19 protein-coding genes are annotated in these 22125 nt (G+C 71.4%); 12 read left to right on the top strand and 7 right to left on the bottom strand.

Annotated features, from left to right (window positions below; genetic code table 11):
- The first annotated feature begins 2 nt into the window (after nucleotides 1-2).
- From L7N97_RS19795 to L7N97_RS19775, 5 genes are all read left to right on the top strand, one after another.
- A complete protein-coding gene (locus L7N97_RS19795; protein WP_237479997.1) occupies nucleotides 3-3206 on the top strand; it encodes an efflux RND transporter permease subunit in 3204 nt (1067 codons plus the stop codon).
- Between the two features lie 48 nt (nucleotides 3207-3254).
- The gene (locus L7N97_RS19790; RefSeq protein WP_237479996.1) at nucleotides 3255-3500 is read left to right on the top strand and encodes a type II toxin-antitoxin system prevent-host-death family antitoxin; all 246 of its coding nucleotides are present in this window, start codon (nucleotides 3255-3257) and stop codon (nucleotides 3498-3500) included.
- Nucleotides 3497-3907: a type II toxin-antitoxin system VapC family toxin gene (locus tag L7N97_RS19785; protein WP_237479995.1), complete on the top strand. Its 411-nt coding sequence runs from the start codon at nucleotides 3497-3499 to the stop codon at nucleotides 3905-3907. The genes L7N97_RS19790 and L7N97_RS19785 overlap by 4 nt, the downstream gene beginning before the upstream one ends.
- Nucleotides 3904-6999 (top strand): efflux RND transporter permease subunit, encoded by a 3096-nt coding sequence (locus L7N97_RS19780; protein WP_237479994.1) that lies wholly within the window; start codon nucleotides 3904-3906, stop codon nucleotides 6997-6999. Before L7N97_RS19785 ends, L7N97_RS19780 begins: the two co-directional genes overlap by 4 nt.
- Nucleotides 7000-7093: 94 nt before the next feature.
- Entirely contained in the window at nucleotides 7094-7378 is a 285-nt protein-coding gene (locus tag L7N97_RS19775) for a hypothetical protein (protein WP_237479993.1), read from the top strand.
- Nucleotides 7379-7405: 27 nt separating this feature from the next.
- Here the strand turns inward: L7N97_RS19775 and hrpB are convergent, their stop codons facing one another.
- Nucleotides 7406-9898, bottom strand: coding sequence for an ATP-dependent helicase HrpB (gene hrpB, locus L7N97_RS19770; protein WP_237479992.1), 2493 nt, complete (start codon nucleotides 9896-9898; stop codon nucleotides 7406-7408).
- Between the two features lie 181 nt (nucleotides 9899-10079).
- Here hrpB and L7N97_RS19765 point away from each other — a divergent pair, with 181 nt between their 5' ends.
- Entirely contained in the window at nucleotides 10080-12086 is a 2007-nt protein-coding gene (locus L7N97_RS19765; RefSeq protein ID WP_237479991.1) for a potassium transporter Kup, read from the top strand.
- 408 nt (nucleotides 12087-12494) lie between these two features.
- On the opposite strand, the gene L7N97_RS19760 is transcribed toward L7N97_RS19765, so the two are convergent.
- On the bottom strand, nucleotides 12495-12998 hold the full coding sequence (locus tag L7N97_RS19760) for a CsbD family protein (protein ID WP_237479990.1): 504 nt from the start codon (nucleotides 12996-12998) through the stop codon (nucleotides 12495-12497).
- Nucleotides 12999-13149: 151 nt separating this feature from the next.
- On the opposite strand from L7N97_RS19760, the gene L7N97_RS19755 reads away from it, so the two are divergent.
- From L7N97_RS19755 to lpdA, 6 genes are all read left to right on the top strand, one after another.
- Complete coding sequence (locus L7N97_RS19755) at nucleotides 13150-13626, top strand: DUF2721 domain-containing protein (RefSeq protein WP_237479989.1); 477 nt, start codon at nucleotides 13150-13152, stop codon at nucleotides 13624-13626.
- A 67-nt stretch (nucleotides 13627-13693) separates the two neighbouring features.
- A complete protein-coding gene (locus tag L7N97_RS19750) occupies nucleotides 13694-13966 on the top strand; it encodes a hypothetical protein (protein ID WP_237479988.1) in 273 nt (90 codons plus the stop codon).
- Between the two features lie 73 nt (nucleotides 13967-14039).
- Nucleotides 14040-14660 carry a LysE family translocator gene (locus tag L7N97_RS19745; protein WP_237479987.1) on the top strand — a complete coding sequence of 207 codons (621 nt, stop codon included), beginning with the start codon at nucleotides 14040-14042 and terminating at the stop codon, nucleotides 14658-14660.
- A 482-nt stretch (nucleotides 14661-15142) separates the two neighbouring features.
- Nucleotides 15143-16354, top strand: coding sequence for a hypothetical protein (locus L7N97_RS19740; protein WP_237479986.1), 1212 nt, complete (start codon nucleotides 15143-15145; stop codon nucleotides 16352-16354).
- A gap of 348 nt (nucleotides 16355-16702) precedes the next feature.
- A complete protein-coding gene (locus tag L7N97_RS19735; RefSeq protein WP_237479985.1) occupies nucleotides 16703-17620 on the top strand; it encodes a class I SAM-dependent methyltransferase in 918 nt (305 codons plus the stop codon).
- 284 nt (nucleotides 17621-17904) lie between these two features.
- A complete protein-coding gene (lpdA, locus tag L7N97_RS19730) occupies nucleotides 17905-19302 on the top strand; it encodes a dihydrolipoyl dehydrogenase (protein WP_237479984.1) in 1398 nt (465 codons plus the stop codon).
- A 54-nt stretch (nucleotides 19303-19356) separates the two neighbouring features.
- Here the strand turns inward: lpdA and fliQ are convergent, their stop codons facing one another.
- The 5 genes from fliQ to L7N97_RS19705 all read right to left on the bottom strand — a co-directional run bounded on the left by fliQ (nucleotide 19357) and on the right by L7N97_RS19705 (nucleotide 22122).
- Nucleotides 19357-19623, bottom strand: a complete 267-nt coding sequence (gene fliQ, locus L7N97_RS19725) for a flagellar biosynthesis protein FliQ (RefSeq protein ID WP_237479983.1) — start codon at nucleotides 19621-19623, stop codon at nucleotides 19357-19359.
- On the bottom strand, nucleotides 19620-20075 hold the full coding sequence (gene flgD, locus L7N97_RS19720; RefSeq protein WP_237479982.1) for a flagellar hook assembly protein FlgD: 456 nt from the start codon (nucleotides 20073-20075) through the stop codon (nucleotides 19620-19622). Before flgD ends, fliQ begins: the two co-directional genes overlap by 4 nt.
- Before the next feature lie 88 nt (nucleotides 20076-20163).
- Nucleotides 20164-20604 carry a flagellar biosynthesis repressor FlbT gene (flbT, locus tag L7N97_RS19715; RefSeq protein WP_237479981.1) on the bottom strand — a complete coding sequence of 147 codons (441 nt, stop codon included), beginning with the start codon at nucleotides 20602-20604 and terminating at the stop codon, nucleotides 20164-20166.
- A 12-nt stretch (nucleotides 20605-20616) separates the two neighbouring features.
- Entirely contained in the window at nucleotides 20617-20964 is a 348-nt protein-coding gene (gene flaF, locus L7N97_RS19710; RefSeq protein ID WP_237479980.1) for a flagellar biosynthesis regulator FlaF, read from the bottom strand.
- 117 nt (nucleotides 20965-21081) lie between these two features.
- Complete coding sequence (locus L7N97_RS19705) at nucleotides 21082-22122, bottom strand: flagellar hook-associated family protein (RefSeq protein WP_237479979.1); 1041 nt, start codon at nucleotides 22120-22122, stop codon at nucleotides 21082-21084.
- Nucleotides 22123-22125 lie beyond the last annotated feature (3 nt).

Below are 22125 nucleotides of genomic sequence, written 5' to 3'. Positions count from 1 at the left end.
CCGTGAGCATCTCCGCCCCCTTCATCCTGCGCCCCATCGCCACCGCGCTGCTCGCCGTGGCGGTGCTGCTGGCCGGGCTGATGGGATACAGGCAGCTCTCGGTGTCGTCCCTGCCGCAGGTGGACTTCCCCACCGTGCAGGTCACGACGCAGCTGCCGGGCGCCAACCCGGACACGATCGCGACGCTGGTCACGGCGCCCCTGGAGCGGCAGTTCGGGCAGATCCCGTCGCTCAGCTCCATGTCGTCGCAGAGCTCGTTCGGGCTCAGCCAGATCACGCTGCAGTTCAACCTCGACCGCGACATCGACGCCGCCGCGCAGGACGTGCAGTCCGGCATCAACGCCGCGGCCTCGACCCTGCCGCGCAACCTCCCCTACCCGCCGACCTATTCCAAGGTGAACCCGGCCGACACGCCGGTGCTGACGCTGGCGCTGTCCTCGCGCGCGACCCCGCTGCGCGAGCTTTCCGACGTCGCCGACACGGTGCTGGCGCCGAAGATCTCGCAGGTGTCGGGCGTCGGCCACGTGTCGATCGAGGGCAACATCCGCCCGGCCGTCCGCATCCAGGCCGACCTGTCGCGCCTCGCCGCCTACGGGCTCTCGCTCGAAGACCTGCGCGCCGCCATCGTGGCCGCCAACGTCGCGGCCGCCAAGGGCTCGATCGACGGCACGGCCCAGGCCTACACGATCGCGGCCAACGACCAGATCGACGCCGCGAAGAGCTACGAGCCGGTCGTCATCGCCTACCGCAACGGCGCGCCCGTGCTGCTGCGCGACGTCGCCAAGGTGGTGGACGGGCTGGAGAACAGCCGCGTCGGCGGCTGGTACGCGGGCGAGCCCGCCGTGATCATCGACGTGCAGCGCCAGCCCGGCGCCAACGTGGTCGAGACGGTGGACCGCGTGCTGCGCGAGCTGCCGCAGCTCCAGAAGGGCCTCGCGGCCGGCGTGACCCTCAAGGTCGTGCACGATTCCACCGACACGATCCGCGCCTCGATCCGCGATGTCGAGTTCACGCTGGTGCTGGCGGCCGGCCTCGTCGTGCTGGTGGTGCTGCTGTTCCTGCGCACGGTGCGGGCCACGATCATCGCCGGCGTGGCGCTGCCGCTGTCCATCGTGGCGACCTTCGGCGTGATGTGGGCCGCGGGCTTCTCCCTCGACAACCTCAGCCTGATGGCGCTGACCATCGGCACGGGCTTCGTGGTCGACGACGCCATCGTGATGATCGAGAACGTCGTGCGCCAGATCGAGGAGGGCGAGCCGCCGCTCCAGGCGGCGCTGAAGGGCGCGCGCGAGATCGGCTTCACGGTGGTGTCGCTCACCGCCTCGCTGATCGCGGTCTTCATTCCGCTGCTGTTCATGAGCGGCATCGTGGGCCGCATGTTCCGCGAGTTCGCCCTCACGCTCACCTTCGCCGTGATCGTGTCGGCGGTGATCTCGCTGACCCTCACGCCCATGATGTGCGGCCGCCTGCTCCGGGCGCCGCGCCACGGGGCGCGCGAGCCCTGGCTGATGCGCGCCGCCGAGGCGCCCGTGGCCTGGATGGCGCGCGGCTACGAGGTGACGCTCGCTCTCGCCCTGCGCCGGCAGGGGCTGATGACGCTGGTGTCGCTGCTCACCCTCGGCCTCACGGTCTACCTATACGTCGTGGTGCCGAAGGGCTTCCTGCCCGTGCAGGACACGGGGCTGATCGATGTCGTGCTGGAGGGCGCGCCCTCGGCCTCCTTCGGCGGCATGGCCAAGCTGCAGGCCGAGGCCGAGGCGGCGCTGCGGGACGACCCCGCCGTGACCGGCGTCGTGGCGGTGGTGGGCGTCGGCACGCTGAACCCCACGTCCAACGTCGCGCACCTCCAGCTCACCCTGAAGCCGTCCGACGACCGGCGCGAGGACGCGACCGCGATCGCCGAGCGGGTGCGCGGCGAGCTCGCCGGCATCGCCGGGGCGACCGCCTTCGTGAAGCCCGTGCAGGACATCCAGATCGCCACCACGGCGAGCCGCTCGCAGTACCAGTACACGCTCACCGGGACCGACGCCGCCCAGGTGACGGACTGGTCGAACAAGCTCGCGCGCCGGCTGCGCCGCGACCCGCTCTTCGCCCACGTGGCGGCCGAGGAGCAGGACGGGGGATTGCGCGCCTACGTGGACATCGACCGCGTCAAGGCCGGCCGCCTCGGCGTGACCGCGCAGATGATCGACGACACGCTGAACGACGCCTTCGGCCAGCGGCAGATCTCGACCATCTACGGCCAGTCGAACCAGTACCGCGTCATCCTGGAGGCGGCGCCGGGCTCGTCCGACGACCCGCGCGTGCTCGACAAGCTCTACGTGGGCGTCACCACCGGCACCACCACGGCCCAGACCTCGACGGGCGGCGTCACCACGGCCGCCACCACCACGGCCTCGACGCCGGGCGCCCAGGTGCCGCTCGTGTCCTTCGCAACGCTGAAGCGCACCACGGCGCCGCTCAGCGTCGCGCACCTGCAGCAGTTCCCGGCCGCCACCCTGTCGTTCGACCTCGCCAAGGGCGCGTCGCTCGGCGAGGCCGTGGCCGGCATCGCCGAGGCCGAGCGCGACATCGGCATGCCGGAAGCGCTGGTCGGAGCCTTCGGGGCCGACGCGGCCGAGTTCCAGCGCTCGCTGGCGGGCGAGCCCTGGCTCGTGCTGGCCGCCGTGGTGACGATCTACCTCGTGCTGGGCGTGCTCTACGAGAGCTTCATCCACCCGCTCACCATCCTGTCGACGCTGCCCTCGGCCGGCGTCGGCGCGCTGCTGGCCCTGATGGCGACGGGCCACGAGCTGTCGATCGTGGCGCTGATCGGCATCATCCTCTTGATGGGCATCGTGAAGAAGAACGCCATCATGATGATCGACTTCGCCACCGCGGCGGAGCGCGAGGAGGGGCTGTCCCCCTTCGACGCCATCGAGCGCGCCTGCCGGCTGCGCTTCCGGCCCATCATGATGACGACGCTCGCGGCGCTGTTCGGCGCCATCCCGCTGGCGCTGGCGCACGGGTCGGGCGCAGAACTGCGCGTGCCGCTCGGCATCACCATCATCGGCGGGCTGCTGCTGAGCCAGCTGCTGACGCTCTACACCACGCCGGTGATCTACCTGCAGATGGAGGCGCTCGGCCGCCGCTTCGGCCTGGGCACGACGGCGATCCCGGACGTCGAGGCCGAGGCCGCGCCGGAGATCCGGCGGGCCGCGGAGTAGCGCCGCCTGCGCCGGCGCATGATGACGGGTTCAACCCAGGAGGGTGGGATGACGCTGAGGGTGGATGTCGCGGAGGGGGCCGCGCGCTGGTCTGAGATCGTGGCGGAGGCCGAGGCTGGACGAGACGTCGTCATCGCGCGGGGCGAGGTGCTCGTTGCGACTGTCAAAGGCGAAGCGCCGCCGAGATCGACGACGCGAGAGGCCATCGACGCGATCAAAGAGATCCGAAAAGGCATCCCGCCGACGACAGCCGAAGAGATTCTGGCGCGGCGAGACGAAGGACGCCGATATTGATCGTCGTCGATGCTTCGATGGTCGCCGCGTGGCTCCTGCCCGATGAGAAGACCGAAGCAACGGACGCCGTGCTGGACGCCTTGGACGGCACCGCGGGCATCGCGCCGTCGATCTTGCGCCATGAGGTTCGCAGCATCCTGCTGCTGTCCGAGCGGAGAAAACGCCTTCCGGTGGGCGACGCGGAAGTGCTGCTTGGGCGCTTCTCGCAGATCGCCATAGATGATCGTGGGCCGGGGAACGACGCGGAAGTGCTGCTTCTCGCTCGCGCCCACCGCCTAACACCATACGACGCCGCCTATCTCGCGCTGGCTCAAGCGACCGGTCTGCCCCTCGCCACGCTGGACCGTGCCCTCGGCGCCGCCGCGCGCACGTGCGGCGTGCCGCTCCTCGGCCCCCTCGCGCCGTGAACATCTCCGCGCCCTTCATCCGCCGGCCCATCGGCACGGCGTTGCTGTCGATCGGCCTGTTCCTGGTCGGCGCGGTCGCGTACTTTCAGCTCCCCGTGGCGAGCCTGCCGGCGGTCGACTTCCCGGCCATCCGGGTCGGCGCGGCGCGGCCCGGCGCCGACCCCGCCATCATTGCCGCCACCGTCGCGGCGCCGCTGGAGCGGCGACTCGGCGAGATCGCCGGCGTGAACGAGATGACGTCGAACTCCTCGCTCGGCTCGTCCTCGATCCAGCTCCAGTTCGACCTCAGCCGCAACGTCGACGACGCGGCGCGCGACGTGCAGGCGGCCCTCAACGCCGCGGTGACGGACCTGCCCGGCGACCTGCCGGCCCTGCCGACCTACCGCAAGGCCAATTCCGCCGCCTTTCCGGTCATCATCCTGGCCCTGACCTCGAAGACGCTGCCCGTCACGGCCCTCTACGACGCGGCCGACACCGTCATCGCGCAGAAGATCAGCCAGGTCGACGGCGTCGCCGAGGTCACGGTGAACGGCGCCGCCCAGCCGGCCATCCGGGTGCGGATCGACCCGCAGCGGCTCGCCGCCATGGGCCTGTCGGTCGACGCGATCCGCACCGCCATCGGCAACGCGAACGTCGGCCAGGCGATCGGCTCCTTCGACGGGCCGGACCTCACCGAAACCCTCGCGACCTCGGACCGCCTGTCGACGCCCGAGGACTTCGCCGGCATCGTGGTGAAGAGCGGCGACGGCACGGTGGTGAAGCTCGGCGACGTCGCGACGGTCGAGCGCGGCAACAAGAGCCGGCGCGCCGCGGGCTGGTACAACAAGCGCCCCTCCGTGCTGCTCATCGTCACCAAGCAGCCACGCGCCAACGTCATCGACACGGTGGACCGCGTGAAGGCGCTGCTGCCCGAGCTGCGCCGCTGGGTGCCGGCCGGCGTCGACATCTCGATCTTCACCGACCGCACGGTCACGATCCGCGCCGCGGTGAACGACATCCAGGTCACGCTGCTCATCACCATCGCGCTGGTGATGGGCGTCGTCTTCGCCTTCCTGCGCCGCGCGACGCCCACGCTGGCGGCCGGCGTCGCGGTGCCGCTCTCCCTCGCGGGAACGGTGGCCTGCATGTGGGTGGCGGGCTTCTCGCTCGACAACCTCAGCCTGATGGCCATCACCATCTCGGTCGGCTTCGTGGTCGACGACGCCATCGTGATGATCGAGAACGTGTCGCGCAACATCGAGCGGGGCCTGAAGCCCGTCGCGGCGGCGCTGCTCGGCTCGAAGCAGATCGGCTTCACGGTGGTGTCGATCTCGCTGTCGCTCGTGGCCGCCTTCGTGCCGCTGGTCTTCATGGGCGGCATCATCGGCGCCTTCTTCCGCGAGTTCTCGCTCACCCTCACCTTCGCGGTCGTGGTGTCGACCCTCGTGTCGCTGACGCTGACGCCGATGGTCTGCGCCCATTTCATGCGCGCCCACGACGAGCGCGCGCCGAACCTGTTCGACCGGATCGTCGAGGGCGGCCTCGCCCGCCTGGTCGGCGGCTACGCCCGCTCGCTGCGCCTCGCTCTGCGCCACCCCTGGGTGATGGTGCTAGTGATGCTGCTGACGATCGGCCTCACCGTCGAGCTGTTCAAGACGACCCCCAAGGGCTTCGTTCCGGAGGACGACACCGGCCTCATCATGGGCATGACGGAGGCCGCCGCCGACGTGTCGTTCCCCGCCATGGCGACGCTTCAGCAGGGCCTCGCCGACGTGATCCTCAAGGACCCGGCCGTGGACGGCGTCGGCTCCTTCATCGGGGGCGGCGGGGGGGTGAACTCGGGCTCGCTGTTCATCGGGCTCAAGCCCGAAGGCCAGCGCCCCACCGCCGCCAAGGTGATCGACCGCCTGCGCGGAAAGCTGGAACACACGCCGGGCATCCGCCTCTTCATGATCCCGATCCAGGACCTGAGGGCCGGCGGGCGCAGCGGCAAGGGCTCCTACCAGTTCACCCTGTCCGACTCCGACCTCGACGAGCTGCAGGAGTGGCAGCCGCGCGTGCTGGAGCGGCTGCGCAAGGTGCCCGGCGTCGTCGACATGTCGACGGACCGCGAGCAGGGCGGCCTCGAGGCCGAGGTGGTGATCGACCGGCCGGCGGCGTCGCGGCTCGGCGTGTCGATCCAGTCGATCGACGACGCGCTCGGCGACGCCTTCGGCGAGCGGCAGGTGTCCACCATCTACACGCAGCGCAACCAGTACCGCGTGGTGCTGGAGGTGGCGCCGCAGGACCAGCGCGACCCCTCCGACCTCACCCGCATCTACGTGCCGGGCCGCGGCGGCGCGCAGGTGCCGCTGTCGGCCTTCGCCACGATCAAGCGCCGCAACGCCGCCCTGGTGGTCAATCACCAGGGGCCCTTCCCGTCCGTGACGCTGAGCTACAACCTCAAGGACGGCGCGAGCCTCGAGGCCACCAGCGACGAGATCCGCCAGGCCGTGGCCGAGATGCACCTGCCGGACGGGCTCCACGCCGAGTTCGCCGGCGACGCGCTGGTGTTCCAGCAGGGCGCGGGCGGCCAGGGCCTGCTGCTGCTCGCGGCGCTGCTGTCGATCTACATCATCCTCGGCGTGCTCTACGAGAGCCTCACCCACCCGCTGACCATCCTGTCCACCCTGCCCTCGGCGGGCCTCGGCGCGCTGCTGGCGCTCAGGCTCGTCGACATGGAGCTGACGGTGATCGCCTTCATCGGCATCATCCTGCTCATCGGCATCGTGAAGAAGAACGGCATCATGCTGGTCGACTTCGCGATCCACGCCGAGCGCGACGGGGGGCTGAGCCCGCGCGACGCCATCACGGCGGCCTGCATCGAGCGCTTCCGTCCCATCCTGATGACCACGCTGGCGGCGCTCTTCGGCGCGATGCCGATCGCCTTCGGCGAGGGCGTCGGCGCCGAGCTGCGCCGGCCGCTCGGCGTCACGATCATGGGCGGGCTGATCCTCAGCCAGGCCCTGACGCTCTACACGACGCCCATCATCTACCTCGGCATGGCCCGCCTGCAGCGGGTGCGCTGGCCGTTCCGCCGGCGGCAGGGCTTCAAGCCCATGCCGGCGGAGTGAGGCCGGCGCCGGCCGGACCGCTCCGGCCCCAGCCGAAATCATCCCGAATTGTTTTCGCGCGCGCTCGACGCCAGCCTGCCCGGAGGCGACGGGGATGGACCTCGACCATGCGGCGGGACCTCGAGCGGCTTCGGCACGGCCAGGAGCGCGTCCCCGGCGCGGGCTGCGCGTCGGCGACGCGGCCCTGATCGCCGCCGCGGCCGTGCTGGTGTTCCCCACCCTGGTCGCCGGCGACAGCCCGCACCTGACGTGGGGCTACCCCGACGCCTGGTACATGGCGCTCGCCGCGGCCGGCGGAGCCGCCCTGTGCACCGCCTTCGTGCGGGGCTTCGGCGAGGGCGGGGCGAGGAGGCGCGTCGCCTGGGGATGGCTGGCCTGAGGCCGGATGCCGCTCGAGAGACGCGACTCACGTCCCCCGCGGCTTCGCCCGCATCGTCGGTGCCGCCGCGGCGGGGTCCTCGGGCCAGGGGTGGCGGGGGTAGCGGCCGCGCATCTCGCTCCGCACGGCGGCCCAGGAGCCGCGCCAGAAGCCCGGCAGGTCGCGGGTGATCTGGATCGGCCGGTGCGCCGGCGACAGCAATTCCAGCACCAGCGGCACGCGCCCGCCGGCCAGCGCCGGATGGCGCGACAGGCCGAACAGCTCCTGCACCCGCACCGCGATCGCCGGCCCGCCCTCGGCCGCGTAGTCGACGGGCAGGCGCGAGCCAGTCGGCGCCTCGAAATGCGTCGGCGCCTCGGCGTCGAGCCGCCGGTGCAGCGCGCGGTCGAGCAGGGCGTCGAGCGCCTGGCCGAGGTCGTCGGCGCCGACCTCCCGCAGCGACGCCTTGCCGAGCAGGAAGGGCGCGAGCCAGTCCGCCGCCGCCTCGCGCAGCGCCGCGTCCGACAGGTCGGGCCAGGGCTCGCCGTCGCCGGTCTGCAGGGCGGCGGCGCGCAGGAAGGCGACGCGGTCGCGCCACTGGCCGAGCGCCTTCGACCAGGGCAGCCGCTCGACGCCGAGCCGCGCGATCCCCTCGGCCAGCACGAGGGCCGCGGCCTCGTCGCCCGGCACCGGCAGGTTGCTCTCGCCGAGCAGGATGGCGCCGAGCCGCGTCGCGCGGCGGGCGGAGAGCGCCGCGCGGGCGGGGTCGAAGGAGAGTTCGTCCGCGGTGGTGACGGCTGCGCCGGCCGCCGATTCGACCTCGCCCGCGTCGAGCGCCGCGGCGAGCAGGATGCGCGTGCTCGACGCGCGGCCGGTGATCTCGCCGACCGCGAGGAAGGGCGCGCGCGCCAGAGGGTCCTGCGGCTCGACCGCGGCGGCGCGGCCGTTGGCGAGCAGGAACTCGCCCAGCCTGCCGCGCGCCTTGGCGATGCGGTCCGGGAAGGCCAGCGCCAACACGATGCCGGGCGACAGCGCGCCCTCGTCCCTCGCCTCCCCCGCCGCGGCGCGGCCGGCCTTGGAGAACGTGCGCGCGAGGCCGCGGGCGTTCTCGGCTTTCGACGAGCGGTCGCGCCGCCAGCGCTCCAGCCGCTCGGCGAGGTCGGCGCCGGCGCCGCCGAGGCCGCGCTCGACCAGCATCGCCGCCACCTCGCCGCCGAGCCCGGCCGCGCCCCGCCGCGCCGCCTCGACCACCATGCGGGCGATGCGCGGCGGCGCGGCGATGCGGGCGATGCCCCGCCCTTCCGCGGTCACGCCGCCGCCGTCGAGCGCGCCGATGCCCGCGAGGAGCTTTCTCGCCTCCGCCACGGCGGGCGCGGGCGGCGGGTCGAGCCAGCGCAGGGTCGCGGGCTCGGCGACGCCGAAGGTCGCGAGGTCGAGCACGAGCCCGGAAAGGTCCGCGTCGAGCATCTCGGGCCGGGCGAAGGGCGGCAGCGCGCCGTCGGCCGCCTCGGCCCACAGGCGATAGCAGGTGCCCGGCTCCGTGCGGCCGGCGCGGCCGCGGCGCTGGTCGGCCGAGGCGCGCGACACCCGCACGGTCTCGAGCCGCGTCAGCCCGAGGTCGGGCTCGAAGCGCGGCACGCGGGCGAGGCCGGAATCCACCACGACCCGGATGCCCTCGATGGTGAGCGACGACTCGGCGATGGAGGTCGCCAGCACCACCTTGCGGGCCCCGGCCGGCGAGGGCCGCACGGCGCGGTCCTGTGCGGCGCGGTCGAGCGCGCCGTAGAGCGGAGCGACCTCCGCCTCGCCGGGCCGGAGTCTTCCGGCGAGGATCGCGGCCGTGCGGGCGATCTCGCCCTGGCCGGGCAGGAAGGCCAGCACCGAGCCGGGCTCGGAGAGCAGCGCGCGCACCACCGCCTCGGCCACCGCCTCCTCGATCCGCTCGTCGGGCCCGCGCGGCATGTAGCGCGTCTCGACCGGGAAGGCGCGGCCCCGCGATTCGACCACCGGCGCGCCGCCCGATGCGGGGTCGCCGAGCAGGCCCGCCACGCGGGCGCCGTCCAGCGTCGCCGACATGACGAGCACGCGCAGGTCGGGCCGGAGCGCGCCCTGCACGTCGAGCGCCAGGGCGAGGCCGGCGTCGGCGTCGAGCGAGCGCTCGTGGTATTCGTCGAAGATCACCGCGGCGACGCCGCCGAGTTCGGGGTCGTCCAGCACGGCGCGGGTGAACACGCCCTCGGTGACGACCTCGATCCGGGTGCGGGCCGACACCGCCGTGTCGAACCGCGCCCGCACGCCGACCGTGCCGCCGATGGCGTCGCCGAGCGTCGCCGACATGCGCTCGGCCGCGGCGCGGGCGGCGAGGCGCCGCGGCTCCAGCAGCAGGATGCGGCCGCCCGCCGTCCAGGGCTCATCGAGCAGAGCGATCGGCACCCGCGTCGTCTTGCCGGCGCCGGGCGGCGCCACCAGCACGGCGGATGGCCGCCCGCGCAGGGTGGCCAGCAGCTCCGGCAGGGCGTCGTCGATGGGCAGGCGGGTCATGGCGGGCCGCGAAAGGGAGGGACGGCCGGGGACTTAGCCCCCGCTTTGTTGCATCGCAACATGGCAGCCATCGTGCGGCATGCTGGCGGCCCCCTTCTCCCCATCCGGATTCGGGGCTATCTGGAGGGCGCTCCGGCACCCCTGCCGCGGCGTGGAACGGGTCGCCGTCGAAGGCACGATGATGTCGCAGGAAACAGTCGGCGCGGTGTCGCCTTCCGCCACCACGCCCCCGGGCGACAGGGCCGCCGCGGCGACGGCGCCGGATTCGGCGCCCGCCACCGGGGTCGCGGCCGATCCCGCCGCGGCCTTTCCGGCGGCCTCGGCCCATTCCCACGCCAAGGACAGCTTCGCCAAGCTGACGTTGGGCTCCATCGGCGTCGTCTACGGCGACATCGGCACGAGCCCGCTCTACGCGCTGAAGACCGCACTGCAGCACAACGGCACCGAGGCCGTGCCGCAGAGCGAGGTGATCGGGATCATCTCGCTGCTGATCTGGGCCCTGCTGATCACGGTGACGGCGAAATACGTCGTTTTTCTGATGCGGGCCGACAACAAGGGCGAGGGCGGGACGCTGTCGCTGATGGCGCTGGCCCAGCACGCGCTCGGCCGCCGCGGCGGCGCGGTGTTCCTGCTCGGCGTCATGGGCGCGGCGCTGTTCTCGGGCGACGCCATCATCACGCCGGCCATCTCGGTGCTGTCGGCCGTGGAGGGGCTCGGCGTCGCCCAGGCGAGCCTCGTGCCCTACATCCTGCCCATCACGGTGGTGATCCTGATCGCCCTGTTCTCGGTGCAGCGCTCGGGCACCGCGAAGGTCGCGACCTTCTTCGGCCCGGTGATGGTGCTGTTCTTCGGGCTGATCGGCTTCCTCGGCGTGATCCACATCGCCGACGCGCCGGTGGTGCTCACCGCCTTCAACCCGTGGCACGGGCTCCGCTTCCTGTTCGGCAACGGCGCGACGGGCTTCGTCACGCTCGGCCTCGTGTTCCTGGCCGTCACGGGCGCCGAGGCCCTCTACGCCGACATGGGCCACTTCGGCCGCAAGCCGATCCAGACGGCCTGGCTCCTCTTCGTGCTGCCCGCGCTGCTGCTGAACTACCTCGGCCAGGGCGCCCTGGTGATCCACGACCCCGCCGCCGTGAAGGACCCCTTCTACCTGATGGTGCCGAACTGGGCGCTGATCCCCTTCGTGGTGCTGTCGACGCTCGCCACCGTGATCGCCAGCCAGGCCGTCATCACGGGCGCCTTCTCGCTGATCCGCCAGGCCATCCAGCTCGGGCTGCTGCCCCGCATGGAGATCCTGCACACCTCCGAGACCACGGAGGGGCAGATCTTCGTGCCCCGCGCCAACCGCATGATGCTGGTGGGCGTGCTGCTGCTGGTGTTCCTGTTCAAGTCGTCGGACGCGCTGGCCAACGCCTACGGGATCGCGGTCACGGGCACGATGGTGGTGACCACATCGCTGGCCTATTTCGTCGTCACCAAGATGTGGAACTGGCCGAAGGTCTGGGCCGTGCCCTTCATCGGCTTCTTCCTCGTGATCGACGTGGCCTTCCTGCTGGCCAACTTCGCCAAGGTGCTGGACGGCGGCTGGGTGCCGCTGCTGCTGGCCTCGGCTTCGATGCTGCTGATGTGGACCTGGGTGCGCGGCACGGCGCTGCTGGCGCAGAAGACCCATCGCGACTCGATCTCGACGCGCGGCCTCATCGCCATGCTGGCGAAGAGCAAGCCCGTGCGGGTGCCCGGCACCGCCATCTTCCTGACCAGCGACCCCGAAGTCGCGCCCTCGTCGCTGATGCACAACCTCAAGCACAACAAGGTGCTGCACGAGCGCATCGTGATCATGTCGGTGAAGACGGTGGACGCGCCGCGCGTGGCGCCGAGCAACCGCTACCGAATCGAGCCGATGAGCGACAGCTTCACGGCCATCACGCTGTCCTACGGCTACATGGAGATCCCGCGCATGCCGGCCGCGCTGGCGACGCTGCGCAAGGCGGGGCTGAAGTTCGACATCATGACGACGTCGTTCTTCCTCGGGCGGCGCACCCTCAAGGCGTCCAACCACTCGTTCATGCCGAAGTGGCAGGACCACCTGTTCATCGCCCTGTCGAAGCAGGCCGCGACCGCGACGGACTTCTTCTCGATCCCGTCCGACCGCGTGGTGGAGCTCGGCGCCCAGGTCTCGGTCTGAACGCGACAGGGCCCGGCACGGGACGTCCCGGCCGGGCCCTCCGGATTCGTCTGCAGAAACCTCAGGAGGCCTGCGACACCCTGTAGATGACATCCGCCACCAGGATGGCCTGGACCATGATCCAGGCGACCGCGATGAACCCGAGTCGGACGTGGGTGATCATCTCGCCTCCTTCCGGGCCGCCCCTGTCCGGCGACCGTCTCCGCTTCGTCAATTCACCCCCAGGCCGATCGTTCCGGCGCGGGACAGGATGCCACCCTGCCCGCCCAATGAGGCCCCGGGCGGGCGGGCGGATTAAACATCGGTCATGTGGGCCGGCGCGCGCCTCCAAAAGCGAAGGCCCGGAGCGGTCGCTCCGGGCCTCGATGGTCGCGTCTCGGCCGGCCCGCAACCGCGGGCCTGAGGGGTTCAGCCGCGGCCGTGGATCAGCAGGGCGAGGCCGTAGCCGACCGCGCCGGCGACGAGCAGCGCCACCAGGGGGTTCTCCTCGACCTTGTGGGTCACGGTGTCGACGCCCTGGCGGTAATAGTCGCCCGAGTTGTTGTAGACGTCCTGGGCGTAGCCCTGCGCCGCGCCGGCCGCGTTCTGCACGGCGTCGCGCGCGCCGCCGACGTAGCGGTCCGGGTTGTTGTAGGCGTCCTTCAGGGTGTCGGAGGCGTTCTTCGCCGCGTCCTGGGCCTTGGAGCCGTAGGAGCCGGCGTTGTTGTAGGCGTCCTTGGCGGCATCGGCCGCGTTGGAGGCGGCGTCCTTCACGGCGTCCTTGGCCTGGCCGTAGGCGTTCTGGACGTTGCCGCCGAGTTCCCGGGCCTTGCCCTCGGCCTCCGTGGACTTGTCGCCCGTCGCGCTGCCGACGGCGCCCTGGACCTTGCCGCCGAGTTCCTTGGCGGCGCCGGTGATGCGATCGGTGTCCATGTCACTTCTCCCTGGTGGGTGCTGCATCCGAACCCACGGAGCCGGCGGAGGTTCCAAACGGTCGCAGCCCCTCGAACCCTTGCCGGGCCGCCCGGCCGCCTCTACCAAGCCGAGTCCCGCTTCCGCGCCCGAGCCGACCCGACGCCCGCCGATGCCGCTGTCCCCGCCCGCCTTCGCCAAGCTCGACGACGTCGCCCACACCATCCAGCTCGCGCTGACGCCGGTGTTCCTGCTCAGCGGCATCGGCACGCTGATCAACGTGTTCACCTCGCGGCTGGCGCGCGTGGCCGATCAGGTCGACCGGATCGCCGAAACGGTCGCCAGGGCGTCGGACAGCGAGAAGGCCCAGATGAGCCACCGGCTCGACCGGCTTCGCGTGCGCTCGCACGCGCTCGACGCGGCGGTGATCCTCGGCGCGGTCGGCGGCTCGGCGACCTGCGCGGCCGTGATCACGCTGTTCTACGGGGCGCTGCGCAACGGCGTCGCGGCCTCCATGCTCTACGGCTTCTTCGCGCTCGCGATCCTCTGCACGATAGCGGCGCTCGGCGCCTTCACCTACGAGATGCTGTTGGCGAGCCGCTTCCTGCGCCTGCGCATCGCGCGCGGCGAGGCCGACGCCGAGCGGTGAGGCCGCGCCGCCAGGACCTCCTGAGCGCGCGCGGGCGTTGGCGCGCAGATCCGTCCCGAGCGCCGCCATGCAGACCCCGAAGATCTTCGCCGCCCTCCTTGCCCTCGGCGCGTCCCCTGCCCTCGCCCAGGCCGACGCCAACCTGGCGCCGGGCGGCATCGTCGACGGCGCCAAGGCCGGGATCAACAGCGCCGAAGGCACCGCGCCGAACGGCGAGCCCGCGCCCGGCGGGCGGCAGGGGGAGGGCGCGCAGGCGAGCACCTCCGGCAGCAAGATGGTCAAGCAGGGCGTCAGCGGCGCCAACCCTCCGGCGGCCGCCGAGAAGCCGGACAAGCCCTGACGCCGCCGGGCGACCCGGCTTCATCTTCCCCGGCCGGGCGCGTAGGCTCGGCGCGCGGCGGGAGGGCTGATCGATGAACGGCACGGCATTGGCGATCTTCGCCCTGGCGCTCGCGGTCGGCGCGGGCTCGCCCGGCCCCAGCGTCGCCGCCCTGGTGTCGCGCGTGCTGACGCGCGGGCTGCGGGACGTGCTCCCCTTCCTCGTCGCCCTGTGGCTCGGCGAGGCCGTGTGGCTGACGCTCGTCGTGGCGGGGCTGTCCGCCGCCGCGCAGGCGTTCGGCGCGGCCTTCGCGGTCCTCAAATACGCGGGCGTCGCCTATCTGCTCGTCCTGGCTTGGCGCATGTGGCACGCGCCGACCTCGGCCGGCCCCGACGCCGCCGCGGCGGCGCCCGAGCGGCGGCAGCCCTGGCGCCTGTTCGGCGCCGGCCTCCTGGTGTCGCTCGGCAACCCCAAGAACATGGTGTTCTACGTGGCGCTGCTCCCCTCGGTGGTCGACCTCGGCCATGTCGGGGTCGTCGGCTGGGCGGAGCTCGTCGCGACCATGGTGGTCGTGCTGGCCACGGTGGACCTGTCCTGGGCCTCGGCCGCCGCGGGGGCGCGCCACTGGCTCGTGGACGGCCGCCGCATGCGGGCCGTCAACCGCGTCGGCGCCTCGATGATGGCCGGGGCCGCCGCCGCCGTGGCGGCGCGGTGAGGCGGGTCTTCAGCTTGAACGCCGCTTCGCGGTAACCTGAGGTCCGTCAACGGCTGGGGCCATGGGCGCGCGGATGCGTCGGCCCTCGAGCACCCGAGGCCGTGGCTCGAGGCCCTGGAGAAATCCGCTCTCTTGACCTTTCACCGGGTCGACCCGTCCCGCGGCCCCCTGCGGTTTCCCATCGCTCCTTCCCCTCGGTGACAGGGGAAACCCATCCGCATCGCACTCGGCTGCCGAGGCGAGGTCGTCCCCGGGCGGGTGAGCGCCTGAGGAATTATTTCACGCCGGATCGATGAAAACCGTTCAGATCTGGCGTTGTGAAATCCCATGCACCTCTACCGAAGATCGGATAAGGAAGCCCAAATAGGTCGCCTCCTCGGCCAGGGAAGCTCATGTCCGCCATCCCTCTCGGGCCCGTCCGCATTCGCGGCATGGTTCTGCCCCGCCCTGCGGCCAGCTCCCTGCTGACCTGCGGAATCTTCTTGGCCACCTTGGCGCTGCGCAGTCCCGCGCTCCTTCTGCGCCCTCGTCTGTGGGCCGAAGAAGGGGGGCTCTATTGGGAGCGGCTGCGCCACCTTCCCATCCGGAAAGGGTTGGGGCTGGTCGTGAACGGGAACTATCAGCTTCTCACGAACGCCTTCGTAGCAGCCGCCAAGCTGGTTCCGGTGAGGGACATCGCGTGGGTGACGACATACGCGGCACTGATCGTCTCGCTGCTCTGCTGCTGGATGCTGGACGGTTGGGTGCGGGCCCACGGTCTGCCCAGGTGGGTCGGAGCCGTGGCAGCGGTGATGCTCGCCCTCCTGCCCGCCGGCTACGAGGTCTACCTGTCGGCCACGAACGTGCAGTGGACGTGCTCCCTGCTGGCACTGCTGATCTGCCTCGGGGAAGATCTTCCCGCGGGGGGTGTGAGGGCGGCGTTGCGCTACGCGCTGCTCGCCGTCTGCGGACTCACGGGCTTGCCATCCTGCATCTTGGGGCCCGTCTTCCTGGTCGCAGCGTGGCGGCGGAGGACGGCCTACGGTTGGGCCATGCTGGCCGTGATGGCTGCAGCCTCGGCGGTGCAGATCGGCGTGATTCTCGCCCACCGTGGACAGATCTCGGCGGTGCGGCCGTTCAACGTCTCGCTCCTCGTACTGGTGCCGATGGCGATGCAGGAGGGCTTGGCCCTGGTCCTGCCGATCAACTTCCTGAACGCCGGCGCCCCCGGCCTCGACACTCTCGCGGCCAGGGTGCAGCTCGCCGCGGTGGGCCTGGGACTGATCGCCGGCGTGGCAGCGATCGCGAGGGACAGCCTCGGACGGTTTCCGGCCCTGGTCCTCGCCGGAGCGTCGGTCCTGGCTTCGGTGATGAACCAGGTCGGCGCGTTGGAGCAGGTCCAGGACATGGTTTCGGGAGGCCGGGGAGGTCGCTACTTCTTCCTGGGTCAGTGCTGCATCGTGCTGCTGCTGGCCGCCGGATTGGCTGCGCGAGGCAAGCTGCCGAGAATCATGGCGGGCGTCATGACGACGCTCGTTCTGGCCGGCGGCGTCTTGGAGGTCGCCGCGAGGGACTGGTCGTCGGTGTTCACCACGGGCCCGTCCGTGGCGGAACAGGTCGATGGCTGTCGGCCCGGAGCGATGTGCAGGATCCGGGCATGGCCCGTGGGACCGGAAATCTTGGTCACCGTCGGGGACGAGGGTGAGTCTCATTGAGGACCTTCCCTTCGAGCTCGCTTCCGCTCTGCAGGGACGCCTGTACGGGGAATCCGCGCACCACGGACGGGGCACGCGCGGGCCATGCCGGGCGACGTCCGCCATCGCGACGCTCGGCGGGACCGACGCGACGAGGGGCGGGGCGACCTGCGACGCCGATCGAATCCGATCCCATGCTCCGGCGACGGCGTCGCGCATGCCGCGGAATGGCCGTTCGACGACGGCTTCGCCCCCTGGGGACGGATCGCGATCAGGGCGACCTCCGCGATCGCGCGGAGATGCTCGGAAACGGAAGTCTGGGCTGCGCGCCGGGGCGTGCGGCGAAACTCTGGTGAGGCGGGGGCGGCCATGGACGACAGGGCGAGGCGGTTGCTGGCCGGACTGCTGACGACGGCCAAGGTGATCGAGATCGGGCCCAGCCTGAACCCCCTCGTCCCGAAGCGGGACGGGTGGGACGTGACCATCGTGGATCACGAGACCCGGGAAGGCCTCGTCCACAAGTACCGGCTGGACCCTTCGGTCGACCCGGACGTCATCGAGGAGGTGGACTTCGTCTGGCGCGGCGGGTCCCTGGTCGACCTGCTCGGGTCGGAGCGGGCCGGCACCTACGACGCGTTCATCGCCAGCCACGTGATCGAGCACACGACGGACGTGGTGAGGTTCCTCCAGGCGGCCCGGACGCTGCTGAAGGACGAGGGGACGGTGATCCTGGCCGTCCCGGACAAGCGCCTATGCTTCGACTTCTTCCGCCCGTTGTCCACCACGGGCGACGCCGTGGTGGCCTTCAGAGAAAAGCGGCAACGTCACTCGGCGAAGACCCACTTCGACTATGCCATGTATCAATGCACCCGGGACGGGCGGCCCGGATGGGAGCCGGACTGCCGGTCCACGCCGGTCCTCACCTGCCGCATCGAGAGCGGCCTGGACTTCATGGCCCGGGCGGAGCTGGACGAGTACGAGGATGCCCATGCCTGGACGTTCACGCCGTCCAGCTTCGAACTCATGGTGCTGGAACTGCGCGCCCTCGGCCTGCTGGACCTCGCCATCGAGCGGTGCGAGCCGGCCAGCCACACGGAATTCTACGCTTGGCTTCGGCCCTGCGAGGAGGTGCAGGACGCGCCCACGATCGAACGCTACCGGCATGGCCTCCTGGAGCGGATCGTGCTGGAACAGGCCGAAGCGTCGCTCCAGATCGTCGGTGCCCCGCTGACCCGTCTCGAGGAATTGAGGACCGGGCTCCGGGCCCTGCTGGACCGGGCGACCTGACCGACAACCCTCCCGCGGCATCGGTCCGGCCAGCGCCGTCCGGTGCACCGCCTGCAAGCCGGTGGGCCGACTCGTCCGAACGGATAGACCATCGGTTCGGGGCGGACCGCTGGAGGCGACGCCTCCATGGGGTCGACCTTCGCGCGGCCGAGGCGCCGCCGGCCGGCATCACTGCCATGCCGCACCGCCGCCCGCATTGATTTATCGGGACGGACGTCGGATCTACGCCGCATCGCACCGCGCGCGGTGCCGAATGATCCTTTGTGACCCGGTGGTGTTCGCCCATGCGCTATGACCTCGTCGTGATCGGTACGGGCCCCGGCGGCTACGTCTGCGCCATCCGGGCGGCGCAGCTCGGGCTCAAGACCGCCGTGGTGGAGAAGCGCGCCACCCAGGGCGGCACCTGCCTCAACGTCGGCTGCATCCCGTCGAAGGCCCTGCTGCACGCCTCCGAGATGTTCGCCGCCGCGTCCCACGACCTGCCGGCGCTCGGCGTGAAGGTGGGAAAGCCCGAGCTCGACTGGGCCGCCATGGGCAAGCACCGCGACGACACGGTGGCGGCCAACGTCAAGGGCGTGGCCTACCTGTTCCGCAAGAACAAGGTCGACACGTTCCACGGCACGGGCGCGATCGAGGGCGCGGGCCGCGTGCGGGTCACCAAGGAGGACGGCTCGACCGAGACGATCGAGGCGAAGAGCATCGTCATCGCCACGGGCTCCGAGGTCTCGACCCTGCCCGGCATGGACGTCGACGAGCGCTCCGTCGTGTCGTCCACGGGCGCGCTGGTGCTGCCCGAGGTGCCGAAGCGCATGATCGTGATCGGCGCGGGCGTGATCGGGCTGGAGCTCGGCTCCGTGTACCGCCGCCTCGGCGCCGAGGTCGAGGTGGTCGAATACCTCGACCGCATCCTGCCCGGCCTCGACGGCGAGGTCGCCAAGACCTTCCACGGCATGCTGGAGAAGCAGGGCTTCACCTTCCACCTCGGCCAGAAGGTCAGCAAGGTCGAGCCCACCAACGCCGGCGCCGCCGTGACCTTCGCGCCCGTGGCGGGCGGCGAGGAGCGGCGGCTCGATGCCGATGTGGTGCTGGTCGCCACGGGCCGCCGACCCAACACCGAGGGGCTGGGGCTGGAGGCCGCGGGCGTGGCCCTCGATCGCGGCCGCGTCGTGATCGACGACCACTTCCAGACCAACGTGCCCGGCATCTACGCCATCGGCGACGTGGTGCGCGGCCTGATGCTGGCCCACAAGGCCGAGGACGAGGGCGTGGCGGTGGCCGAGATCCTGGCCGGCCAGGCGGGCCACGTGAACTACGGCGTGATCCCGGCCGTGGTCTACACCATGCCGGAGATCGCCAGCGTCGGCTCGACCGAGGAGGAGCTGAAGACGGCCGGCATCCCCTACACGTCCGGCAAGTTCCCCTACACGGCCAACGGCCGCGCCCGCGCGACGCGCCACACGGACGGCTTCGTGAAGGTGCTGGCCCACGCCGAGACGGACCGCGTTCTCGGCGTCCACATCATCTCGTCCGTGGCGGGCGAGCTGATCCAGGAATGCTCGGTGCTGATGGAGTTCGGCGGCTCGGCCGAGGACCTCGCCCGCACCTGCCACGCCCACCCGACCATGTCGGAGGCCGTGAAGGAGGCCGCCATGGCGGTCGACAAGCGCGCCATCCACGTCTGAGCGGCATCGCCGCGCATCCGCCCGCCCCCGCGGGGGCGGGCGGGACTCCGCGGCTCAGTGCCCGCGCTCGATGCGGGCGTAGACCTGTTCGGTGAACAGGAACATCTGCGAGCCGATGAATGAGGCCGTCAGCGTCAGCACGACCAGCATGGCGACGATCTTCGGCACGAAGGTGAGCGTGGTTTCCTGGATCTGCGTGAGCGCCTGGAACAGCGCCACAGCGATGCCGACCAGCATGGCGGTGGCGATCGCCGGCCCCGAGGCCAGCACGATCGTCCAGATGGTGCTCTGCAGCAGGCCGAGCGCGTCGGCCTCGTTCACGAGGCGGCCTTCGCGGCGGGGGCCGCCACCGTCACGGTGTTGTCGAGCGTCAGCGTCTGGCCGGTGTCGAGCGTCGCCGTCACGCTGTTGTCGCTCGCGAGCTTCACCGACTGCACGGTGCCCGTGACGGAGCCGTCCGACGAGGTCACGACCTTGCCGATCGCCGCCTCGGCCTGGCTCAGCGAGGTCTGCGTCAGCATCGAATCGAGCTTGGTGTTGGTCAGGATGCCCTGCTGCACGGCCGACATCTGCGAGATCTGCGCGAGGTACTGGCTGGGGTCGGTCGGGTTGGTCGGGTCCTGGTTCTGCATCTCGGCGATCATGAGCTGCAGGAACGAGTTGAAGTTCAGCGACGCCGCGGCGGCGGTGGAGGCCGTCGTGGCGGCGCTGCTCGACGAGGACGCCGTCGGCGTCGTCGTGCCCGTCGTGGGCGTGGGGGACACGGTCGTCATGGCGGGGTTTTCCCGTGCGGGCGCGTTGGCGGGCGATCCCGAGAAGGGATAGCCGGCCGGGCTTGCGCGGCCCTGCCTCCCCTCCGGCTCAGCAGGCCTCGGCGAGGAGCGGCACCGGCGCGGGCTTGATCCGCACGGTCGCCTCGTGAGGCCGCCCGGTGAGCGCCGCCTCCACGGGCAGCAGCGCCCGGATGGCCTTCAGCGCCTCGAAGGCGCGGCCGCGCTCGACGAGCTCCCCCACCTTGGCGATGCCGTCCAGGATCGCCGGGTCCTCATAGACCTCGGCCATCGCGGCGGATTGGCGGGCGAACATCGCCCTGTTCTCCGGCCGCTCGCGGCCCTCCATCAGCATGAGCTGCACGATGAAATAGAGCTGGCGCAGCGGCGTCGTGGCGTCGCGCTCCACCATGACGTGAGCTTCGAGCAGGAACACCGCGTCGTTCATCAGCTCGACCGAGGTCTTGCGGTCGACCTTGAGCACCGCGCCGTTGATGAAGATCTTCTCGTTGGCCTTGAGGGTGATGTGCATGGCCGCCTCGCCTCAGCGCAGACCGTCGCGGATGATGCCGCAGATCTCGGCGAGGCTCGCGAGGTCGCGCGACTCGCCGAGCGAGATGCGGCGGCATTCCGCCATCACGCCGAGGCCGATCGACATCAGGCTGGCGCGCAGCTCGTCCGACATGGCGTTGCCGGGATGCGCGAGGTCCTTGATGAACATGGCCCAGAGCTCGGTGGTGAAGTCGACGGCCTTGCCTTCCTCGACGGAGCCCGGCGCCCCCTCGGCGGCGTGGAGCAGCATGGCGGACGCCTGGTCGAGCGCCTGGCGCTCGCGGGCGCGGGCGTCGTCCGCGTCGTCGGCGAGGATGTCGGCGTAGGAGAACTGGTACATCGGAACGATCCTTCGGCGGTGCGAATCACATGTCTCCAGGGCGCGCCGGTCGTCCGGCGCGCGCCTTCCCTCGAGTTTCGGGCGGGCGAAACAGCTTTCGCCGCCCGGGGAGACGGATCACTTGAGGTAATTCACGAGGCTCAGCTGCTGGAGCTGGGAGGTGATCTCGTAGGAGGCCTGGATCTGCGTCTGCAGGCCCGAGATCCGGGTCGCCAGGGCGGACGGGTCGACGCCGACGAGGTCGCTCGACTGCGTCGATAAGTATCCGATCTGCGTCGTCATGCGGTCGTTCGCGTCCGACACCGCGGACTGCGACTGGCCGACGCCGGCCTCGAGGCTCGTCAGCCCCGCGAGCGCGGTCGACACGAGCTGCGTCGCGGAGGCGATCACGGCCTTGGCGGCGCCGCTGCCCATGTCGGAGCCGCCGTATTCCTTGACCATCGTGTAGGCCTGGGCGAGCTGGCGGAACGGGTCGGCGTTGGCGCTGACGGAGGTCGCCACCGTTTCGGTCGTGGAGATCTGCGCCGTCGCCACCGTGTCGGAGGCCGTGGACCAGGTCTGCTCGTACTGGGCCGCGGTGAACAGGTTCGCGAAGCTGCCGCCGAGGTAGCTCTGCATCTGGGCCTGCGTGATGGTCGACGGGTCCTGGCCGTTGAACGTCGCGGCGTAGCTGCCGCTGACCGCCGTCTGGGCCGGCGACCCCGCCGTGTAGGCGGTCATCGGCGGGTCGGCCGAGTCGATGCCGGCGAAGATCGCGTTCCCGCCCACCGTGGTGTTCAGCGTGGACGTGAGGGCGTCGAGGTTGGCGCTCGCCGTGGTCACCAGCGCGCCCTGCGTGCTGCCCGCCGACGCCGCCTGGGTGAGCGAGGCCAGGAAGGCCGAGGCCGTGGTGCGCAGCGCGTCGAGCCCGGTCGTGGCGGCGGTGAGCGTGGTCGCCGTGGTGGCGTTCGAGTCCTTGATGGACTGCAGCCGGCTCGCCTGCGCGCCGAGCGACACGTAGGTGCCGGTGGACGAGCCGAGGCCGAGGCCGATGTCGGCGAGCTTGCCGCTCGACAGCTCCACCTGCGCCTTCGACAGCGCCGCCTGCGCCTGCATCACGGTGAGGCGCGGGGACGCGGTGAGCGCGTAGGACGAGATGCTGGTCATGCTGGTGGTCATGGC

Source organism: Lichenibacterium dinghuense, assembly GCF_021730615.1.
GTDB lineage: Bacteria > Pseudomonadota > Alphaproteobacteria > Rhizobiales > Beijerinckiaceae > Lichenihabitans > Lichenihabitans dinghuensis.
This window is presented reverse-complemented; position numbering and strand designations above follow the sequence as displayed.